Annotated in this window: 12 protein-coding genes; 8 read left to right on the top strand and 4 right to left on the bottom strand. The window is 61.2% G+C overall.

Translation table 11 applies throughout. The annotated features are described in order from the left end of the window. Entirely contained in the window at positions 1-747 is a 747-nt protein-coding gene (locus AAAX31_RS01250) for a DeoR/GlpR family DNA-binding transcription regulator (protein WP_349075916.1), read from the top strand. A 377-nt stretch (positions 748-1,124) separates the two neighbouring features. On the opposite strand, the gene AAAX31_RS01245 is transcribed toward AAAX31_RS01250, so the two are convergent. Together AAAX31_RS01245 and AAAX31_RS01240 are read right to left on the bottom strand one after the other, a co-directional pair. Then, complete coding sequence (locus AAAX31_RS01245) at positions 1,125-1,784, bottom strand: RluA family pseudouridine synthase (protein ID WP_349075915.1); 660 nt, start codon at positions 1,782-1,784, stop codon at positions 1,125-1,127. Positions 1,785-1,799: 15 nt separating this feature from the next. Continuing rightward, complete coding sequence (locus AAAX31_RS01240; RefSeq protein WP_349075913.1) at positions 1,800-4,295, bottom strand: U32 family peptidase; 2,496 nt, start codon at positions 4,293-4,295, stop codon at positions 1,800-1,802. Between the two features lie 298 nt (positions 4,296-4,593). On the opposite strand from AAAX31_RS01240, the gene AAAX31_RS01235 reads away from it, so the two are divergent. Continuing rightward, positions 4,594-4,971: a RidA family protein gene (locus tag AAAX31_RS01235; protein ID WP_035137477.1), complete on the top strand. Its 378-nt coding sequence runs from the start codon at positions 4,594-4,596 to the stop codon at positions 4,969-4,971. 122 nt (positions 4,972-5,093) lie between these two features. Here AAAX31_RS01235 and AAAX31_RS01230 read toward each other — a convergent pair whose 3' ends face one another. After that, positions 5,094-5,750: a PAS domain-containing protein gene (locus AAAX31_RS01230; protein ID WP_349075911.1), complete on the bottom strand. Its 657-nt coding sequence runs from the start codon at positions 5,748-5,750 to the stop codon at positions 5,094-5,096. A 352-nt stretch (positions 5,751-6,102) separates the two neighbouring features. Between AAAX31_RS01230 and AAAX31_RS01225 the strand changes: the two genes are divergently transcribed. From AAAX31_RS01225 to xdh, 5 genes are all read left to right on the top strand, one after another. Next, positions 6,103-7,497 (top strand): solute carrier family 23 protein, encoded by a 1,395-nt coding sequence (locus tag AAAX31_RS01225; RefSeq protein WP_055285183.1) that lies wholly within the window; start codon positions 6,103-6,105, stop codon positions 7,495-7,497. Positions 7,498-7,692: 195 nt separating this feature from the next. After that, positions 7,693-9,048 carry a putative aminohydrolase SsnA gene (gene ssnA, locus AAAX31_RS01220; protein ID WP_195569018.1) on the top strand — a complete coding sequence of 452 codons (1,356 nt, stop codon included), beginning with the start codon at positions 7,693-7,695 and terminating at the stop codon, positions 9,046-9,048. A gap of 148 nt (positions 9,049-9,196) precedes the next feature. Beyond that, positions 9,197-12,196, top strand: coding sequence for a putative selenate reductase subunit YgfK (gene ygfK, locus AAAX31_RS01215; protein ID WP_349075909.1), 3,000 nt, complete (start codon positions 9,197-9,199; stop codon positions 12,194-12,196). Positions 12,197-12,207: 11 nt separating this feature from the next. Further along, entirely contained in the window at positions 12,208-12,687 is a 480-nt protein-coding gene (locus AAAX31_RS01210; RefSeq protein WP_055252516.1) for a 4Fe-4S binding protein, read from the top strand. A 12-nt stretch (positions 12,688-12,699) separates the two neighbouring features. Further along, positions 12,700-15,477 (top strand): selenium-dependent xanthine dehydrogenase, encoded by a 2,778-nt coding sequence (gene xdh, locus AAAX31_RS01205; RefSeq protein ID WP_349075907.1) that lies wholly within the window; start codon positions 12,700-12,702, stop codon positions 15,475-15,477. Between the two features lie 426 nt (positions 15,478-15,903). Here xdh and AAAX31_RS01200 read toward each other — a convergent pair whose 3' ends face one another. After that, entirely contained in the window at positions 15,904-16,902 is a 999-nt protein-coding gene (locus AAAX31_RS01200) for a hypothetical protein (protein ID WP_349075905.1), read from the bottom strand. Positions 16,903-17,493: 591 nt separating this feature from the next. Between AAAX31_RS01200 and AAAX31_RS01195 the strand changes: the two genes are divergently transcribed. Further along, complete coding sequence (locus AAAX31_RS01195) at positions 17,494-18,885, top strand: ATP-binding protein (RefSeq protein WP_349075904.1); 1,392 nt, start codon at positions 17,494-17,496, stop codon at positions 18,883-18,885. Positions 18,886-19,467 lie beyond the last annotated feature (582 nt).

The following is a 19,467-nucleotide window of genomic DNA, read 5'->3' as shown; positions in this document are numbered from 1 at the left end:
ATGCTTGCGGAAGATAGGCTCAACGCGATCGTGTCGATGGTGCAGCGAGCCGGCTCGGTTACCGTGCCGGAGCTTGCTGAGGCCCTGGGCGTGACGGCGTCTACCATTCGGCGCGACCTGCAGACGCTCGACCGAGCACACCGTATCGCCAAGGTGCACGGAGGCGCGACAAGTCTGGAGCGCGCGCACGTGACGCGCGACCTAACGCTTAATGAGCGCAGCGACCTCCATAACGACGACAAGGAGCGTATCTGCGCCCGTGCGGCGGCACTTGTGGAGCCCGAGAGCTTTGTATACATCGACTCGGGTTCGACGACGCTCAGGCTCATCGAGCATCTTCCACACCTTGAAGATGTCACCTATGTGACCGATTCCGTGCTCCATGCTCAACGCCTTGCTTTGCGCGGCATGCGTACCGTGGTGCTGGGTGGCGAGCTCAAACCCGAGACCGAGGCGCTCGTTGGCCCCGATGCCTTGGCAACCTTAGACCGCTACAACTTCAACTGTGGCTTTTGGGGCTCTAACGGCATTGCCGCCGAGCAGGGCTTCACGGCGCCCGATATCGAGGAGGCGCAAGTAAAGCGTATCTCGATGCGCCATACGGCCAAGCGCTTCGTAATCTCGGACGCCAGTAAATTTGGCATGGTGGCGCCCGTCAAGTTCGCGGACTTCCGCGATGCAACGATCATCACCGCGGGCGAGGTGCCCGCCAAGTACCGGGCAATGGACAACGTCGTCACGGTCTAGCGGCGGGGCAAGGTCAAAACCATTTAGTTTTCTCAATAGAAAAGCGGCAACGTCCATTACGGGCGTTGCCGCTTTCGTTGTCTGCCGGTTTGTCTAAGTCTGTAACAACTGGACCGTTAAAAGTGGGCTAGGTGTTACAGATCGAGATACTTACGAACCGCGCCGCCCCTTTGTCTCAATCTGTAACATCTGGGACTGATTTTGCCGAGTTACTGTTACAGATTGAGATTATTCCCTTGAGGGGATTCGAATGTCTCGATCTGTAACAGATAGACCGGAAAATGGGTTCTAACTGTTACAGATCGAGACGTTTTGGGACCGCGGCTGAGCCATTGCGGCAAAACCACCATAAAGGTGCTTGTCCCCTTTGTGGTGGTTTAGGGCTCCCAGGGGCAGGGGGCTTCGATGTGGATGTGCTCGCCGGTTACGGGATGCGTAAAGGACACGCTGTGGGCATGGAGCATGAGGCCGCAGGGGCGCGGCGTTCCGTACAGGTCGTCGCCAACCAGGGGATGATGCTCGCTTGCCAGGTGCACGCGAATCTGATGCTTGCGGCCGGTGAGCAGCTCGACATCAATATACGAGCGCGTGGGCAGGCCTCGACGGCTCTTAAGACGCTTGAGCACCTTTACGCGTGTTTGAGACGGCTTGCCGCTGGCGCCGACGCGCATCTTTCGACTGTCGTGACGGTCGCGGGCGATGGGCTTGTCGATGAGCTTTTCGTTCCAGTCGATCTTGCCCTCGGCCAGCGCCAGGTAGTGCTTTTCGAACGCGTGGTCGATGATCATCTGATCAAAGGCGGGCTGCGTCTGCTTGTCGAGTGAGAACAGCACCACGCCGGTGGTGTCACAGTCCAAGCGGTTGAGCGGCTGCATGTCGGTCGCGGCAAAGCCGTCGCCCATCGCCAGCAGCAGGTCGCTGGCGTAGTCGGTGAGCGTGCGCTCGCCGGTGCCATCGCCGTGGACGATTATGCCGGCAGGCTTGTCGATGGCCATGAGCCAGGCGTCGCAGTAGAGGACTTGAGGTTCTTCGTTCACGTGTAAGCCTTTCGGTTAGCTAATTCCCACAAACATGCAGCCCGAGGTCGCCCCGCGTAGGCGGGCGGCGGGCTTGCGACCGGCCTGCGCGGCCTCAACGGCGCGACGGACGCGGGCGACGGCACGGCCCACCTCATCCGTCTCGAGCAGCGTTCCGTCCACCATGAGACGGCGCACGCCGGCGTCGAGCAGCTGTGGAACCTGCGGTGTGAGGTCGATGGGGTAGGCGTCGTACAGGCGAGAGCGGCCGTGGATGTCGGTGCGGACGGGCATGACCTTTCCGTCGATATTCTTGAGCGAGAGCTTACGGGCACGCAGGCGGCAGCTGGCACAATCGTGGATGCAACCGTTGGCAACCTGCAGAATGCAATGCTCGCTTGTCATGACGCGCGGGCGGCCAAAGACGGTGATGCCCAGAGCCGCGGGCGCGGCGGCGCCGAGCGAGACAATCTCGTCGAGCGTGATCTCGGGCGAGAGCCAAAACGCGCCGGCTCCGCGTTCGGCGAGTGCCTCCATGCAGGGCGTGTTGTGCACCGGCAGGCAAGAGCGAATCTCGGCCGTGGCGCCAACCTGGGCGGCCAGGGCAAGCTCAGAGATGTTGCCAATAGCGACCGTGGCGCCAGCAACAACCCATGGGTCAACGCGGACGTGGCCAACGGCGCGGCAGACCTCATCGAGCACGGGTACGATGCCCTGCTCAAACGTATCGGCGGGGGAGAGCTTGGCCGCATCGAGCGCGTCGGTGGTCATGTAGATGCGCGTTGCACCCTCCGCCCGCGCTGCCTCGGCGGCCTCGAGCGAGGTGACGGTGGCGCAGATCTGCGGCTCGTCGCGGTAGTGCTCGGGCGCGGGGCGGGAATCACTGGTGACAATCGCCGGCAGCTCGAGCGTTTTCGCGCGCTCCGCGTACGGCGCCAGAATGGCCTCTTCCAGTGCCTTGCAAGCGGCGGCGCGCACCTTATGTACGGCGGAGAAACCCATGCCACAGCCCTCATCGAGCGCCACCTCAAAGCTCGCAGCCTCAAAGGGAGAGGAACCCATGCGGCCGACGTGCTCAACCAGATCGGACGCCTCGACCGCACGGGTCTTGGCGGCTTCGACAATAAAGCCCGTGGCCGTGGCCGTAAGCGAAGGGTCGTCGCAGCAGGTGAGTGTGACGGCAAACGGCTCGCCCAGGCGCGCCACGACGGATACATCAACAGCTCGGCGGCGCAGCACATCGCGCTTGAGCGCGGCGCTGGCAGCGTCAATAGCGCGCTGGCTTCGAATCACGCGCACGCGGCAGCCCTCGGGCATGCTACGGGGCACGCGACACTCGATAACATCGCCGGCAGCGGCATCATCGGCGGCGATGGTGGTCAGGAACTGGTCGAACTCATCGTCGTGGCGAAGCTCCAGCAGGTCGCCCTTGCCCACGGGCTCAAACAACTCAATGCGGGCGATGGCGGCGCGGCGACGGCGGTCGTCGGGCTTGAGTCCGCGCACATCGCGGTTGGCCAGGCGGCTGCCGAGCACCGTGCCCACGATCTGGCCGCGGTTGTTGGAGCGCTCGTAACTCATCATCTCGTCACCCGAGGTGCCGTCTTGGTAGGCGTGCGTAAAGTCACGGTTAAAGCAGCGCTTGAGCTGGCGCTGACGGGCGGCTTCCTCGTCCTTAGAGGTCGAAACATCGGCCAGCATATCGTCAATCTGATGACGATACACGTCGACGATGGAATACACGTAATCGGGAGCCTTCATGCGGCCCTCGAGCTTGAGCGATGCGGCGCCGGCGTCATACAGACGGCGAACAAGCTGCGAAGTGTTGGTGTCGCGCGGGCACAGCGCGCGCTCGCGACCGGCAGGGGAGAGCGAGCGGCCGTTCTCGTCGATCAGCTCGTAAGGCAGGCGACAGGGTTGAGCGCACATGCCGCGGTTGGCCGAGCGGCCCGCCATGGCAAAGCTCGAAAGCAGACACAGGCCAGAGTAGCAAAAGCAGATGGCGCCATGGCTAAAGACCTCAAGGTCCACATCGGGCGCGGCATCGTGAATGGCGGCAATCTCGTCGATGGAAAGCTCGCGCGAGAGGGTCACGCGGTCGGCGCCCTGCTCGCGGCACCAAAGGGTTCCGCGGTCGTCGTGGATGTTTGCCTGGGTCGAGATATGCGTCTCGATGCTGGGCATCGTGCGCTTGACCTCAAAGAACAGGCCCCAGTCCTGGATGATGAAGGCGTCGGCGCCCAGCGTGGAGCAGCGATGGATGAGCTGCAGCGCATCGCTCATCTCGGATTCCTTGATGACGATGTTGACCGTGACGTAGACGCGCGAGCCGGCCAGATGCGCGGCGCGGCAGGCCTGCTCAAAGGCCTCGTCGGTAAAGTTGGTGGCCTTGCGGCGGGCGTTGAAGCTGCCCATGCCGCAGTAGATGGCGTCTGCCCCGGCGGCGAGCGCGGCGGCAAAGGGCTCCGGGCCTCCGGCGGGCGCCAAAAGCTCGGGTCTGCGGTTGGTGGTTCGACTGGCGGTTGCGGTCATATCCTGCCTTTCAAAATGCTCAGATACTCAAAAGTATAGTGGTGCCGTCGCGGCAGGCGATGCCCGTGCTCTAAGCGGGATAAAGTCTTCAGCAGCTTGGACTGGCTGCTTCACATGAGAACCGTTCAGCGGTCCGGGGAAACCGTTGGACGATAAAATATTCTCGCAACGTGATAATAATCTTGCATCGCGCGGAAACCTTGAGTACTATCCCAATCAAGCGCGGTGTTCAGACCGAACTGTGCCTCCCGGTGTGAACGCCGCGCTCCCGTTCCCTTTTACTTGTAAGGAGAAAAACATGAGCAAGACCGTCGTGTCTTCCGATAACGCACCCGCAGCCATCGGCCCGTATTCCCCCGGTATCCAGACTGGCAACATGGTGTTCCTGTCCGGCCAGCTGGGCATCGACCCCGCAACCGGTAAGATGCCCGAGGGCGTCGAGGCCCAGGCCAAGCAGTCCCTTGCTAACGTCGAGGCCCTGCTGACCGCTGCCGGCGCCACGTTTGCCGATGTCGTCAAGACCACGGTCTACCTGGCCGACATCGCCGACTTTGCCGCCGTGAACGAGATTTACGCCTCCAAGTTCGAGGCTCCGTTCCCCGCGCGCAGCGCTTTCCAGGTTGCCGCCCTTCCGGCTGGCGGTCTGGTCGAGATCGAGGTTGTCGCCGCTCTCTAAGGTGTTGGTAACAACTAAACATGACATGCAAAAAGACCCTGCAGCGCGTGCGAGCTGCAGGGTCTTTTGTCAAGCGATGCGACAAAAATGATCCGTTTCCCTTCGTCCCCAAGGGATCACGTTTAGCCCTCCTTGCGGACTTTTTGCAGGTAGCGGTAGACGCTGGGCTCCGAGATGCCCAGCGCGGTGGCGACGCAGGCCACGGCGCCCTTGAGCATGAACACCCCGTTACCGTTGAGGTGGCGAATGACGTCCACGCGGTCGCTCTGACCAAGCGACGCTACATCCAGCCCGCGCGCGCTCAGCAACTCGGCAATGCTGCGGTCGATGAGCTCCTGTGTGGACTCCGAAAGGCTTTCGACCTCGATAGGGGCGGGCTCCGTGCGCGTTGGCGCCGCGTCGAAGCACGCCATGAGCTGCTGCGCCATGGCGTTGATGGAGCGCACGGTCGAGAGGTCGGTGTTGACGCAGAGCATACCGACGATCTCGTCATTCTCGCGGATAAAGTACGTCGCTGACTCCAACGTCTTGCCGCCGGCACCGCGCCCCTCGTAGCCCGTAATAAACGGCAGGTCGCGATACTTGGCGTCGTGCATGATCTTGAGTGCCAGATCGGTGGCGGGACCGCCGACCTTGCGGCCGCTCACGATGCCGTTGCGAATATCGACGATGGCGTGGTCGGGATCCGAGAAATCGTGCAGCACGATTTCGCTGTTTTTGCCGAGTATCTGCTCCAGAAAATCGACCATCGGCAAAAAGCGACGTACGGTCTCGTTCACGGGCAACTCCTTTGGGTGAAATCGGAAATGTTCATAACAATTTTTTCTCATGGTAACACGCTGCCCATCATCTCGTATATCCGCAGGTACATTGCGTAATGCAGACGAACGGTAGGAATTTAGCGGTAAACGGTTGACCAAAAGAAATGTTAGATGTTATTTTGACCAGACACTTTCCTGACCTGCGGAAATGCGTAATTTCAGCTGAAGAATAGTCTGATAACAAAAAATTATTATTGAGAATGAGAATCATCTTTAATACGATATGCAATGAAGGCACAACCTCAACCCCGCACTGCGTCACAATAGAGCGTTAGATGCGAAAACAACTACTTCGAGGATTGGTGGTCAAATGACCCAGGAGACGGTTACGAACGGCACTGAAGCCCTGTTCACTCGCGAAGGCATGCCTCCCGTTAAGGAAATGATCCCGTGTGCCCTTCAGCACGTACTGGCATCGTTTGCCGGCATCATTACCCCGGCGGTCATCATGGCCGGCGTCTACGGCTTTAATAGCCAGCAGAGCACCGACATCATCCAGGTCGCGCTCATTCTTTCGGCGATCGATACGGCCCTTCAGGCCTTCGCTCCCTTCCGTCGCATCGGCGGCGGCCTGCCCATCGTCATGGGCGTTTCGTTCGCGTTCCTGCCGGCTCTGCAGGCCATGGGTGCCTCGGGCTTTAGCTTTGGTGCGCTGCTGGGCGGCGAGATCGTCGGCGGCGCCGTCGCGGTCCTCTTTGGTCTGGCCTACAGCAAGATCAAGTGGCTGTTCCCGCCCGTCGTGACCGGTACGGTCATCTTCTCCATCGGCGTTTCGCTGTATCCCACGGCCGTCAAGTATATGGCCGGCGGTATGGGTACGCCGCTGTGGGGTACTCCGCAGGCCTGGTGCGTCGCTCTTATCACCTTCGCCGTGGTCTTTGCGCTCGCCAACTTTGGCAAGGGCACGCTCAAGCTGGGATCCGTGTTCTTTGGCATGATCGTTGGCATGATCGTTTCGATCCCCTTTGGCATGATCGACTTCTCCAGCGTCGCCACCGCTCAGGTCTTCGCCCTTCCCAAGCTCATGCCCTACGCGCTCGAGTTTGATCCCGAAGTCTGCATTACCCTCGCTGTTGTGTTCCCCATGGTTGCCATCCAGGTTATCGGTGACGTCTCCGCCGCCTGCCTGGGCTCCATCGACCGTATGCCCACCGAGCGCGAGCTCTCCGGCGCTATCGTGTCCCAGGGCCTCACCTCTATGGTCGGCGGCCTGCTGGGCGGTCTTCCCACCAGCGCCCTTGGCCAGAACGTGGGCATCATCTGCTCCAACAAGGTCGTCAACAAGTGGGTCTTTGTGATCATCGCGGCCGTCTTTGCCATCGCCGGTCTGTTCCCGCAGCTCTCTGCCGTCCTTTCCGCTATCCCGCAGCCCGTTATCGGCGGCGCGACCGTCGGCGTCTTTGGCACCATCACCATGAACGGCGTGCGCATGTTCACCCGCGAGGGCCTCACGCAGCGCACTACCACCATCGTCGGCACCTCCGTCGTCTTTGGCCTGGGTATCTGGATGGCCAGCGGTTGCCTTGCCGGCGAGGGTATGCCCGCCTGGGTGTCCACCGTCATCGGTTCCAATGCCGTAACCCCCACCGCCATCATGGCCATTGTCCTTAACCTGATCCTTCCGCAGACGCCGGTCGTGGCTCAGCACATCGATGCTGCCAAGGACGCTGCCGTGGATCTGGTCTTGCCCGAGAGCAAGAAGTAACCAATTCGGTGCTATTCGTCGGCGGGCGCATCGCCTCGTCCGCCGACGCCATGCGGCGCCAAGCCGCACTTCAAAGGGTTTGTCCCTTTGGTGAAGCGTTGACGGGAGAGGGCCCGTTTCCGGTGTAGGCCGGCGCTTCGCACTCCGCCATGTCAGAGGTGTCAAACCCCGCCCCTGATGTTGAAGGGAGCATTCATGCTTCTGGTCGCTAACGGTTCCGTCTTTACTCGCAACGCTCAGACCCCGTTCATTCCCAACGGTGCGGTCGCCATTGACGGAGATACGATCGTCGAAGTGGGCCCCGAGTGCGAGCTCAAGGCCAAGTACCCGGATGCCGAGTACGTCGACGCCCAGGGCAACCTCATCATGCCCGGACTCATCAACTGCCACACCCACATCTACTCGGGTCTGGCCCGCGGCCTTGCCATTAAGGGCTGCAACCCCACCAACTTCCTGGAGAATCTTGAGCAGCAGTGGTGGAAGATCGACGATAACCTGACGCTCGACGGCACCAAGGCCAGCGCCTATGCCACGATTCTTGACTCCATCCGCGATGGCGTCACCACGATCTTCGATCACCACGCGAGCTTCTGCGAGATCCCAGGCAGTCTCTTTACCATTAAGGATGCAGCTCAGGAGCTGGGCATGCGTTCGTGCCTGTGCTACGAGGTCTCCGACCGCCGCGGCCAGGAAAAATGCGACCAGGCCATTGCCGAGAACGCCGAGTTTGCCCAGTGGGCCGCCAAGGAGCGTCGCGATAACGACAACCACATGATCGCCGCCATGTTTGGCGGTCACGCCACCTTTACGCTGTCGGACGAGACCATGGATAAGATGGCCGAGGCCAACAACGGCCTGACCGGCTTCCACATCCATGTGTGCGAGGGCATGAATGACGTGTGGGACTCCCGCCTCAACCGCGGTGGCATCAGCCCCGTCGAGCGCCTGCTGCAGCACAATCTGCTGGGTCCCGACACCATGCTCGGCCACTGCATCCACGTGACGCCCGCCGAGATGGATATCGTCAAGGAGTCCGGTACCTGGCTCGTCAACAACCCCGAATCCAATATGGGCAACGCCGTGGGCTGCGCCCCCGTGCTCGAGTTCTTCCGCCGCGGTATCCCCGTGTGCATGGGCACCGACGCCTACACCCACGATATGCTCGAGAGCCTTAAGGTTTTCCTGATCATTCAGCGCCACAACGCCGCCATGCCCAACGTGGGCTGGTGCGAGGCCATGACGATGCTGTTCGAGAACAACGCCAAGATGGCGAGCAAGTACTTCGATCGCAAACTCGGTGTGCTCGAGGCCGGCGCTGCCGCCGACGTCATCGTCATGGACTACAAGCCCTTTACGCCGCTGAGCGAGGAGAACATCGACGGCCACATGCTCTTTGGCATGATGGGCAAAAACTGCCGCACCACCATCATCAACGGCCGCGTCCTGTACAAGGATCGCGAGTTCGTTGGCATTGATGAGGACAAGATCAACGCGTGGACCATGGCCGAGTCCAAGAAGCTCTGGAGCACGCTCAACGATCGCACGTACTAATTACAAGTAGATTCACGCGCGTCGGATGTTTCGCCGCATCCGACGCGCGTATAGGCGACCTCCGCGGGGTCGCCGGCGCTGTGCTAGCGCTACGCCGTATTTGCGCCCGCCGCGCGGTCTCGCCGGGCGTTACAGAGAGGAGCTCACTATGAGCGACATCATGAGGCCGATCCCGTTTTCGCAGCTGATGAACTGGATCATCGAGGAGCACAAGACCCAGGACGCCATCTTTGGCGTGCGCAAGATGGTCACGACCAACCAGGAGGGCGCGCTTCCCATTTTTGACGAGCGCATCGAGACTCCGTTTGGCCCGGCTGCCGGCCCCAACACGCAGCTGGCCCAGAACATCGTGGCATCCTACGTTGCCGGTTCCCGCTTCTTTGAGCTCAAGACCGTTCAGGTTATGGACGGCGAGGAGCTCTCCAAGTGTGTGAACAAGCCCTGCATTGTGGCGCAGGACGAGTGCTACAACTGCGAGTGGTCGACCGAGCTCGAGGTTCCGCAGGCCTTTGCCGAGTACGTGAAGGCATGGTTCGCCTGCCACCTGATCGCTCGCGAGTACGGCCTGGGCAGCCCGGACGGCTTTGTCTTCAACATGTCCGTGGGCTATGACCTCGAGGGCATCAAGAGCCCCAAGGTCGACGCCTACATCGAGGGCATGAAGGACGCCAGCGGCTCCGAGGTTTGGAACGAGTGCCGCACATGGGCGCTTGCCAACCTGGACAAGTTTGAGCATGTCGATGCCGCGTTTGTCGAGTCCATCCCGGCGCGCGTCTCCAACTCCATCACCGAGTCTACCCTGCACGGCTGCCCGCCGGCGGAGATCGAGCGCATCGCGACCTATCTGATCACCGAGAAGGGCCTCAACACCTACATCAAGTGCAACCCCACGCTGCTGGGCTATGAGTTTGCCCGTCAGCGCCTGAACGAGCTGGGCTTTGACTACATCGTCTTCGACGATACACACTTCCGCGAGGACCTGCAGTGGGCCGACGCCGTGCCCATGTTCGAGCGCCTGATTGCCCTGTGCGCCGAGCGCGGCCTGGAGTTTGGCGTCAAGCTCACCAATACCTTCCCTGTCGATGTGACGAGGAACGAGCTGCCCTCCACCGAGATGTACATGTCGGGCCGTTCGCTGTTCTCGCTGACCATCGAGGCCGCCCGTCGCATTACCGAGCAGTTCGATGGCAAGCTGCGCATCAGTTACTCCGGCGGTGCCACGGTCTACAACATCCGCGCCCTGTACGATGCCGGCATTTGGCCCGTCACCCTGGCGACCGACGTACTCAAGCCTGGTGGCTACGAGCGCTTTAGTCAGATGGCCGGCGAATTTGGCGATCTGAACGGCAAGCCGTTCGCGGGCGTCTCTCTCAAGGCTGTGACCGCGATTCAGGCTGACTCGCTCACCAACCCGCTCTACAAGAAGCCGCTGCGTCCGCTGCCCGACCGCAAGGTCGCCGGCAAGAGCCCGCTTTCCGACTGCTTTACCACGCCGTGCCGCACGAGCTGCCCCATCCAACAGGATATTCCCGCCTATCTGGCGGCTGTTGACGAGGGCCGCTACGAGGACGCACTCAACATCATCATCGAGCGCAACGCCCTGCCGTTTATTACCGGCACCATCTGCCCGCATCCCTGCGGTCGTGCCTGCGAGCGTGCGTTCTACGAGCCCGAGGGTGCCCAGATTCGCGCCAGCAAGCTCAAGGCCGCCCGTGAGGCCATGACCGCCGTGCTGCCCAAGCTGCGCGCCCAGGCCATCGCCAACGACGGTGAGCGCAACGTTGCCGTTATCGGCGGCGGCCCGGCCGGCCTGGCGACGGCGTTCTTCCTGACGCGCGCCGGCGTGCCCGTCACCATCTTTGAGGCCCGCGATTCGCTCGGTGGCGTGGTCCGTCACGTGATTCCCGAGTTCCGCATCGCGAGCGACGATATCTCCCACGATGCCGAGCTCTGCCTGGCCTTTGGCGCCAAGGTGCGGCTCAACGCTCGCGTTGATTCCATTGACGAGCTCAAGGCCCAGGGCTTTACCGACGTGGTCGTGGCCACCGGTGCCTGGATGCCCGGCTCTGCGGGCCTAGGCGAGGGTGCCGAGCTCGACGTGCTGGAGTTCCTCGAGGCCGCCAAGAAGGGCGAGAAACTCGAGCTGGGCGAGGACGTCGTGGTCATTGGCGCCGGTAACACCGCCATGGACGCGGCCCGCGTGGCCAAGCGTCTGGCTGGCGTGAAGAACGTGCGCCTGGTGTATCGCCGCACCAAGAAGCAGATGCCCGCTGACGAGGAAGAGCTCGATCTTGCTCTTACCGACGGCGTTGAGTTCTGCGAGTTGCTGGCGCCCAAGGCGTTCAACGGCGCCGTGCTGACCTGCGATGTTATGGAGCTTGGCGAGCCGGATGCAAGCGGCCGTCGCAGCCCCGTCGCCACGGGCGAGACCGTCGAGCTTCCCGCCACCACGGTGATCTGCGCCGTGGGCGAGGGCATCGACGCCAGCCTGTACGATGCCGCGGGCGTCGAGCACGACCGTCGCGGCCGCCTTGCCGCCACCTCCACCGGCGTCGAGGGCGTCTGGGCTGCGGGCGACTGCCGTCGCGGTCCTGCCACCGTGGTCGAGGCCATCGCCGATGCCGCCGAGGTTGCCCGTGCCATCGCCGGCGTGGACTTTAACAAGTACGCCGACCAGAATGCTCAGGCCGGCCGCGAGGACACCTGCTACGAGCGCAAGGGGTCGCTGTGCCGCGACAAGCGCAACTGCACCAAGACCCGCTGCCTGGGCTGCGGCTCGGTGTGCGAGGTCTGCTGCGACGTGTGCCCCAACCGCGCCAACGTGGCAATTAAGGTGCCGGGCCTGGCCAAGCATCAGGTCGTCCATGTCGACGGCATGTGCAACGAGTGCGGCAACTGCGCCGTGTTCTGCCCTTACCAGGAGGGTCGTCCCTACAAGGACAAGCTCACCCTGTTCTGGAGCGAGGAGGACATGGAGAACTCCGAGAACGAGGGCTTCCTGGCCGTGGACGAGGACCACTTTAAGGTTCGCGTCGCCGGCACGGTCCGCACCGTCTCGGTCGATGCCGTCAACACCGGTCTTCCCGAGGCCGTCCGCCTGACCATCAGGGCTGTGCGCGACAACTATTCGTACCTTCTTAAGAAATAGGCGAGTCTCTTATGGCCAAATCCATTCAACATAACGTGGCCTACGTTGCCTGCGGAAGTGGTTGTGCCTCCGCAGGCGGCGACGCCCGCTGCAGCGAAGGCTGCATTGGCTGTGGCGCCTGCGTCACGGCCTGCCCCCACGGTGCCATTGCGCTGGTCGACGGCATCGCCCGCGTGGACCGCTCCAAGTGCACGGGCTGTGGCCTGTGCGGCATGGCATGCCCGCAGCGCGTGATTGCCTTCGTTCCCGGCTACCAGAACATCCTGGTGCGCTGCAACAACACCGATAAGGGTGCCATTGCGCGCAAGATCTGCGACACGAGCTGCATCGGTTGCGGTATGTGCGCCAAAAAGTGCCCTGCCGGCGCTATCCGCATCGAGGACAACTGCGCCCATATCGACGGTGCGGATTGCCTGTCGTGCGGCATGTGCGCCGTCGTCTGCCCGCATGGCGCCATCCACGACCGCACCGGCATCGCCGCTGGCGTGTAGAAGGGAATCACCATGGCACAGGAATTCACTTTTACCGTTAACGGTGTCGAGCGCACAACGACGGAGAATAAACCGCTGCTGCGCTACCTGCGCGACGACCTGCACATTCACTCCGCCAAGGATGGCTGCTCCGAGGGCGCCTGCGGTACCTGCACCATCCATGTGGACGGTGCGGCTGTGAAGGCGTGCGTTCTGACCACTGCTCTTGCCGCCGGTCGCAACATCGTGACTGTTGAGGGCCTGCCCCAGGACGTGCGCGAGGCCTTTGTGTACGCCTTTGGCGCCGTGGGCGCCGTGCAGTGCGGTTTTTGCATCCCCGGCATGGTCATGGCGGGTGCAGCGCTCATCGCCGAGGACCCCGAGCCCACCGAGGAGCAGATCAAGTACGCCATTCGCGGTAACGTCTGCCGCTGCACCGGCTACAAAAAGATTATCGAGGGTATCTCGCTGGCCGCTGCGGTGCTCCGCGGCGAAAAGCAGATCGACGAGGATCTGGAGCGCGGCGATGACTACGGCGTGGGCAAGCGCGCCTTCCGTATCGACGTGCGCAAGAAGGTGCTCGGCGAGGGCAAGTATCCCGACGACATCGACGAGCTCGATCAGCCGGGCCTGACCTATGCCAGCGCCGTGCGCTCCAAGTATCCGCGCGCCCGTGTGCCCTCCATCGACACCTCCAAAGCCGAGGCCCTGCCCGGCGTGGTGGGCATCCTGCGCGCCGAGGACGTGCCGGTCAACCAGGTCGGCCACCTTATCCAGGACTGGGACGTCATGATCGCGGCGGGCGATATCACCCGCTGCGTGGGCGATGCCATCGTGCTGGTGGTCGCCGAGGACGAGGCGACGCTCGAGAAGGCCAAGAAGCTCGTAAAGATCGATTACGAGCCGCTGGAGCCCGTGCGTAACATTGTCGAGGCCAGGGCTGCCGACGCCCCGCGCCTGCACGACAGCTTCTTTGCCTTTGGCAACACAGTGGAGCTCAAGGACAACGTGTGTCAGAGCCGTCACGTGACGCGCGGCGACGCCGCCAAGGCGCTGACGGAGAGCGCGTTTACCGTGACGCAGCGCTTTACCACGCCCTTTACCGAGCATGCCTTCTTGGAGCCCGAGTGCGCCGTGGCATTTCCGTACAAGAACGGCGTCAAGGTGCAGTCGACCGACCAGGGTGCCTACGACACGCGCAAAGAGTGTGCCCACATGTTTGGCTGGGACAACGAGCCCGAGCGCGTGGTCGTCGAGACCATGCTCGTGGGCGGCGGCTTTGGCGGTAAGGAGGACGTGTCCATCCAGCACTTGGCCGCGCTCGCCGCATATAAGTTCCAGCGTCCTGTGAAGTGTAAGCTCACGCGTGCCGAGTCGCTCGCGTTCCATCCCAAGCGTCACGCCATGGACGGCACCTTTACACTGGGCTGCGACGCCGAGGGCAACTTTACCGGCCTGGATTGCGAAATCAACTTCGATACCGGCGCCTACGCGTCGCTGTGCGGCCCGGTGCTCGAGCGCGCCTGCACGCATGCCGTCGGCCCCTACAAGTACCAGAACACCGACATTCGCGGTTTTGGCTACTACACCAACAACCCGCCCGCCGGTGCGTACCGAGGCTTTGGCGTTTGCCAGTCCGAGTTTGCGCTCGAGAGCCTGATCGACCTGCTGGCCGAGAAGGTCGGCCTGGATCCGTGGGAGATTCGTTACAGAAACGCCATCGAGCCGGATGAGGTTCTGCCCAACGGCCAGATTGCCGACTGCTCCACGGCGCTTAAGGAGACGCTGCTCGAGGTCAAGGATGCCTACTATGCGCATCCCGGCCACGCCGGCATTGCCTGCGCTATGAAGAACGCTGGCGTGGGCGTTGGCCTGCCCGACGCCGGCCGCTGCAAGATTCGCGTCGAGGATGGCCGCGCCGTGGTCTACGCCGCTACGTCCGACATCGGCCAGGGCTGCAACACGGTCTTTTTGCAGGACGTTGCCGAGGCCTGCGGTCTGCCGCTGAGCTGCATTGCCAATGGCGAGTGCTCCACCGAGAACGCTCCCGACTCCGGCACCACGTCTGGCTCGCGTCAGACGGTCGTGACTGGCGAGGCCGTGCGCGGCGCCGCCTTCCTGCTGCGCGACGCCATGCTTGACATCGAGGCCGGCAAGCCCGCGCCCGATGCTCCCGTGAGTGCGCATGGTGATGGCGTCAAGATCGAGTACGACGACGGTCGCGCCTATCAGCTGCGCACGCAGGAACTCGTCGCCGGCCAGGGTATGTATCCTCAAGATCCCGCGGCTGCTATCAAGGCACTCGAGGGATGCGAGTTTGGCTACGTGTACCTGGAGCCGACCGACAAGCTGGGTGCGGATGTTCCCAACCCCAAGAGTCACATCTGCTACGGCTTTGCCACGCATGTGGTCATTTTGGACGACGACGGCCGCGTGAGCGAGGTCTATGCCGCGCACGATTCCGGCAAGGTGGTCAATCCCATCTCCATCCAGGGTCAGATCGAAGGCGGCGTGCTCATGGGTATGGGCTATGCGCTTACCGAGGATTGGCCGCTCAAGGACTGCGTGCCCCAGGCGAGGTACGGCACGCTCGGGCTGTTCCGCGCGCCCGAGATTCCGGATATCCACGCCATCTACGTGGAGAAGGACGAACTGTTGCCCGTGGCATACGGCGGCAAGGGCATCGGCGAGATCGCAACGATCCCCACGGCGCCCGCCGTGCAGAACGCCTATCGCGCGTTTGACGGCAAGCTGCGTCCGGATCTGCCCATGGCGGATACGCCGTACAGCCGCGCCCGTCACCGCGGGTAGGGTAGGGCGCGGACAGTCATTGCTGATGGGCTGTTCGCGCTGAGCATCAACTACATACGCTGCGCCTTTGGCCCCAGCTCCATCGAGAGCCGGGGCCTTTTGTTTGGAGCGCCTCCGCATGCGGAAGCTGTGTCCCGGAATCATGCCTCAGAATGGGATGTGTTTTCCGCTGGCCGGCCGTTTGGAAAGTGCATCCCAGTTTGAGCGTTTATTCTGGGATGCGGTTTCCGCTGAAGGACTCAACCGGAAAGCACGACCCGTTCCGAGACCTGATTCCGGGACACGCTTTCCGCTAGGCCCGCCATCCGGAAAGCGCATCCCGTTTTGAGTGTCCAGGCTGGGACGCGCTTTCCGTTGGCGTGGCCGTTGGGAAAACGCGGCCCAGATAGGGGGGATGCGATTCGGCGATGCGTGGCCTAGCAGCTCCTACAGGTCCACCTCGTTGAGCCATGTCGGTAGAGCGGTCTGCCGGATGCCTGCCGTCTGCAGCTTTTTGGCGAGCATTCCTGCCGAGCGGACCTCGTTCATGGTAAAGCGCAGCAGAGGGTGGCCGTAGAGCGATAGGTGCGCCTCGCGCTGTCGTTCGGCAACGAGCGCCTCGGCGGTGGTGCGTCCGGCCAGCATGGTCTGGTCGGTATATTTGACAAGCCCGTCGAGCTCGCCCAGCGTGAGTTCCCGTGCCTGGCGCTCCCAGGCAAAGTCCGTTCGTATGGGCTTGGCCGAATCGAAGGGGTCCGTCAGCTCGTATTGAAGCCAGTCGGGCGCAAAGCCCGTCTCGATCATGACGGCTCGGGCGACCGATTCCCCGCCGCTTTCGGCGCGGGCGTCGGCATATTGAAGCGTTGTGAGGGCGGTGCGAATCGCGCGACCATTGCGGGCAGTCGCTCGTTGCTCAACGGCCTCCATCAGCTGTTCCGGCGCAAGGCCGAGCTTTGAGATCGCCGAATCGGCAATGGGCATGCCGTCGGCAAAACCAGTTTGCAGCAGGCAATCTGTGGCCGTTTGGATGGGCGGCGTTACCGATATGCCGGCTCTGCGTATTGCTCCGGCCGGCTTAATCTGGTGTCGCTGAATATGTGCGCCCGGACGAGCCGACGGCTTTGTCGAGCTGCAAACATGCACGACGTTCAGGTGTCGCCACGAGACCTCGAGCCCCAGCAGGCAAGCTGCCGAAAACGAGCAGAACGTCCAATCGGGATGGATGATCGCAAGGGCGCGGATAATCTCGCAATGGCGTTGCGCTCGGTTGAGTTCATCCCAGCGCGTTTTTCGCGCAAACAACCCCGGCATGGGCGAGACAACCGTGCCGCCGGTGCGCCGAAGGAGCGCTTTTCGGATCGCCGTGCTCGGGGGAATCAGACAGCGCCCCTCTTGTTCGGCTTGAGTGAGCAGTTGGTCGATGAGCTGGTCATTGCAATGGGTCATGAGCTACCGCCTCCTTTTGGGTAGCAAAAACGTATCAGCTGGAACTTGCCGCTCAGCTGACCAAAAGCTGACCATAATCTAACCATGCAGGTAGATGACATGCTTTTGACGACATATTTCTTGTTTGAATCGGTGGGCGGTAATCGGCGACCGTGAACGGTAGCTGGATATGAAGTCTTGGTAAGTTTCGGAACGTGTACTTTTTTGAAAAAGAGCATTCTATCTGCTGTTTTGTGTTTCTGGATCGCATATTTGAAGGCATGTGATAAGGGCTGCGGATCGTCGTCTTGTATCTGCGGAAGCTGTGACCCGGAATGAGCGCTCGGAATGGGATGCATTTTCCGGTAGAAGCTTCAGCGGAAAGTGCATCCCAGAATTCAGGCTCAGAACGGGACACGCTTTCCGGATGGCATGCTTAGCGGAAACTACGGCCCAGTTTTTGGTTCCAGAACGGGATACATTTTCCGGAACGGTCCACGTGCGGCGGTGTATCGCCCTTTTTCGTGCGCCGCTTGTCGAATTGCGTTATAGCTAGCTATATTATAGGAAGGTATAATATAGCTAGCTATAACGCAAAGGAAGGATGGCCCTATGTTTATCGGAAGAACGGCGGAAATGTCCGAGCTCAATCGACTGTATGGCACGGGCTCCTTTGAGATGCCTGTGATTTACGGCCGCCGTCGCGTGGGCAAAACGCGTCTCATCACAGAATTCATCCAAGGCAAGAAGGCTATTTACTTTCAAGCTCGTCGTACCAATGCGGAGGCAAACCTGCACGGCTTTAGCCAGGCGATACTTGCAGGCTCGGTTGGTGCTGCAGGCGTGTCGTTTCGTAGTTTTGACGAAGCGTTCGATGCATTGGCTACCATGGCTCGCACGGAACGTTTGATTGTCGTGATCGACGAGTATCCTTATCTCGCCCAATCGAATCCCGAGATCAGCTCGTTGCTGCAAGACAAGATCGATCACTTGTACAAAGAGACCAAGCTTATGCTTATCCTGTGCGGGTCGTCGCTTTCGTTTATGGAAGAGCAGGTGTTGGGCTACGAGAGTCCGCTATACGGTAGGCGTACGGCCCAGTTTAAGATCATGCCGCTCGATTTTACGACGACCCTCGGCCTGTGGCAGGGCATGAGTCGCGAAGACGCTGCGGTTTGCTATGGCATGACGGGCGGCATTCCTGCATATATCGAGAAAGTCGATCCTGTCGCACCGCTCAAGGACAACATCAAACGTCTTTTTCTTACTCCTACGGGCTATCTCTTTGAGGAGCCGAGTAACCTGCTATTGCAAGAGTGCCGCAATCCCGAGCAATATGATGCGATCGTGCAAGCAATTGCTCAGGGGCGCTCGAAGATCTCGGAGATTGCGAGCTCTACGGGAATCCCTGCGAGCAACGTAAAGAGCTATGTGGATAAGCTGGCGTCGCTTGGGATTGTCGAGCGCGAGCTGCCCCTAAACGAGACGAGCAATAAGCGAGCCGTGTATCTGCTGAGCGACCAGATGTTTAGGTTCTGGTACAAGTTTGTGCCGCAGAACATTGGGCTGATTCAAAACGATATGGCCGAGATGGCGTATAAGCGCATTGAGCCGCACGTATCGGATTACATGGGTACGGTCTTTGAGCTTATATGCAGACAATACGTGTACGAACTCGCGCGCGCGGGCCAGCTCGATGTGGTTCCGGCGAGCGTCGGACGCTGGTGGGGGACGGACAATCGCACGCATACGCAGGAAGAAATCGACTTGATTGTTGACGATGGCGAGGGCACTGCGCTGTTTGCGGAGTGCAAATGGCGCAATGAGCCGGTGGGCGAGGATGTTCTGGAAAAACTCGTGTACCGAAGCGAGCTCTTTAGGCGGCAGCATAAAAGCTACGTGATCTTCTCGAAGCGTGGCTTTACGCAAGGATGTCAGGAAGCTGCGGCGAGCAGGGGAGATGCCAAGCTGATTTCGTTTGCCGAGATGTGCGAGCGGAGATAACCAAGCGCGCTCTGATGTGATGCTCGGAATGGGATGCGCTTTCCTTTTGCAACCCTTGGCGGAAAGCGTGTCCCAGATTTCGGCTTCAGAATGGGATGCCGTTTCCGGATCGGCCCTCAGGCGGAAACTACGACCCGGAATTTGGCTCCAAAACGGGATACGCTTTCCCGGTGGCATCTCTAGCGGAAACTGCATCCAGGAATGAGCTCTCGGAACGGGACACGCTTTCCCATCGGGGCTTCAAACGGAAACCGTGTTCCGGAATTGAGCCTCAGGGTGGGACGCATTTTCCGGTAGAGGCCTGGGACGGAAGGCGTGTCCCAGAATCCGGCTAATCCGATGGCCAGGTGGTTGAGCGAGCGGGCTCCGGGGCTCCATTACTGAAAATTCATTTGTTAAACCTGGCAACCGTAGGTAGAATAAAGTCGACGGCAGCCCAAGGGTGATAGCTGGGCAGCGCCGTTACTTAGTTCAAGGGGTCAATGCCTTAACGGCGTCGACCCCTCTTCTTTTGCTTCGTACGCTGCTTAAGTGCCTCGGAAAGTCCGATAAGCGCCGTGAGGAGCGAGACCAAAGCGGTCA

Source organism: Collinsella sp. CLA-ER-H5, from assembly GCF_040092375.1.
In the GTDB taxonomy this organism is placed as follows: domain Bacteria; phylum Actinomycetota; class Coriobacteriia; order Coriobacteriales; family Coriobacteriaceae; genus Collinsella.
The sequence above is the reverse complement of the archived record's forward strand: the minus strand, read 5'-3'. Positions and strand labels throughout refer to the sequence as shown.

Bases quoted from the DNA above. Each gene is read 5' to 3' on its own strand.
- ssnA (WP_195569018.1), top strand. From the start codon at position 7,693: ATGCTTCTGGTCGCTAACGGTTCCGTCTTTACTCGCAACGCTCAGACC.
- AAAX31_RS01240 (WP_349075913.1), bottom strand. From the start codon at position 4,295: ATGACCGCAACCGCCAGTCGAACCACCAACCGCAGACCCGAGCTTTTG.
- AAAX31_RS01210 (WP_055252516.1), top strand. From the start codon at position 12,208: ATGGCCAAATCCATTCAACATAACGTGGCCTACGTTGCCTGCGGAAGT.
- ygfK (WP_349075909.1), top strand. From the start codon at position 9,197: ATGAGCGACATCATGAGGCCGATCCCGTTTTCGCAGCTGATGAACTGG.
- AAAX31_RS01250 (WP_349075916.1), top strand. From the start codon at position 1: ATGCTTGCGGAAGATAGGCTCAACGCGATCGTGTCGATGGTGCAGCGA.
- AAAX31_RS01195 (WP_349075904.1), top strand. From the start codon at position 17,494: ATGTTTATCGGAAGAACGGCGGAAATGTCCGAGCTCAATCGACTGTAT.
- xdh (WP_349075907.1), top strand. From the start codon at position 12,700: ATGGCACAGGAATTCACTTTTACCGTTAACGGTGTCGAGCGCACAACG.
- AAAX31_RS01235 (WP_035137477.1), top strand. From the start codon at position 4,594: ATGAGCAAGACCGTCGTGTCTTCCGATAACGCACCCGCAGCCATCGGC.
- AAAX31_RS01200 (WP_349075905.1), bottom strand. From the start codon at position 16,902: ATGACCCATTGCAATGACCAGCTCATCGACCAACTGCTCACTCAAGCC.
- AAAX31_RS01225 (WP_055285183.1), top strand. From the start codon at position 6,103: ATGACCCAGGAGACGGTTACGAACGGCACTGAAGCCCTGTTCACTCGC.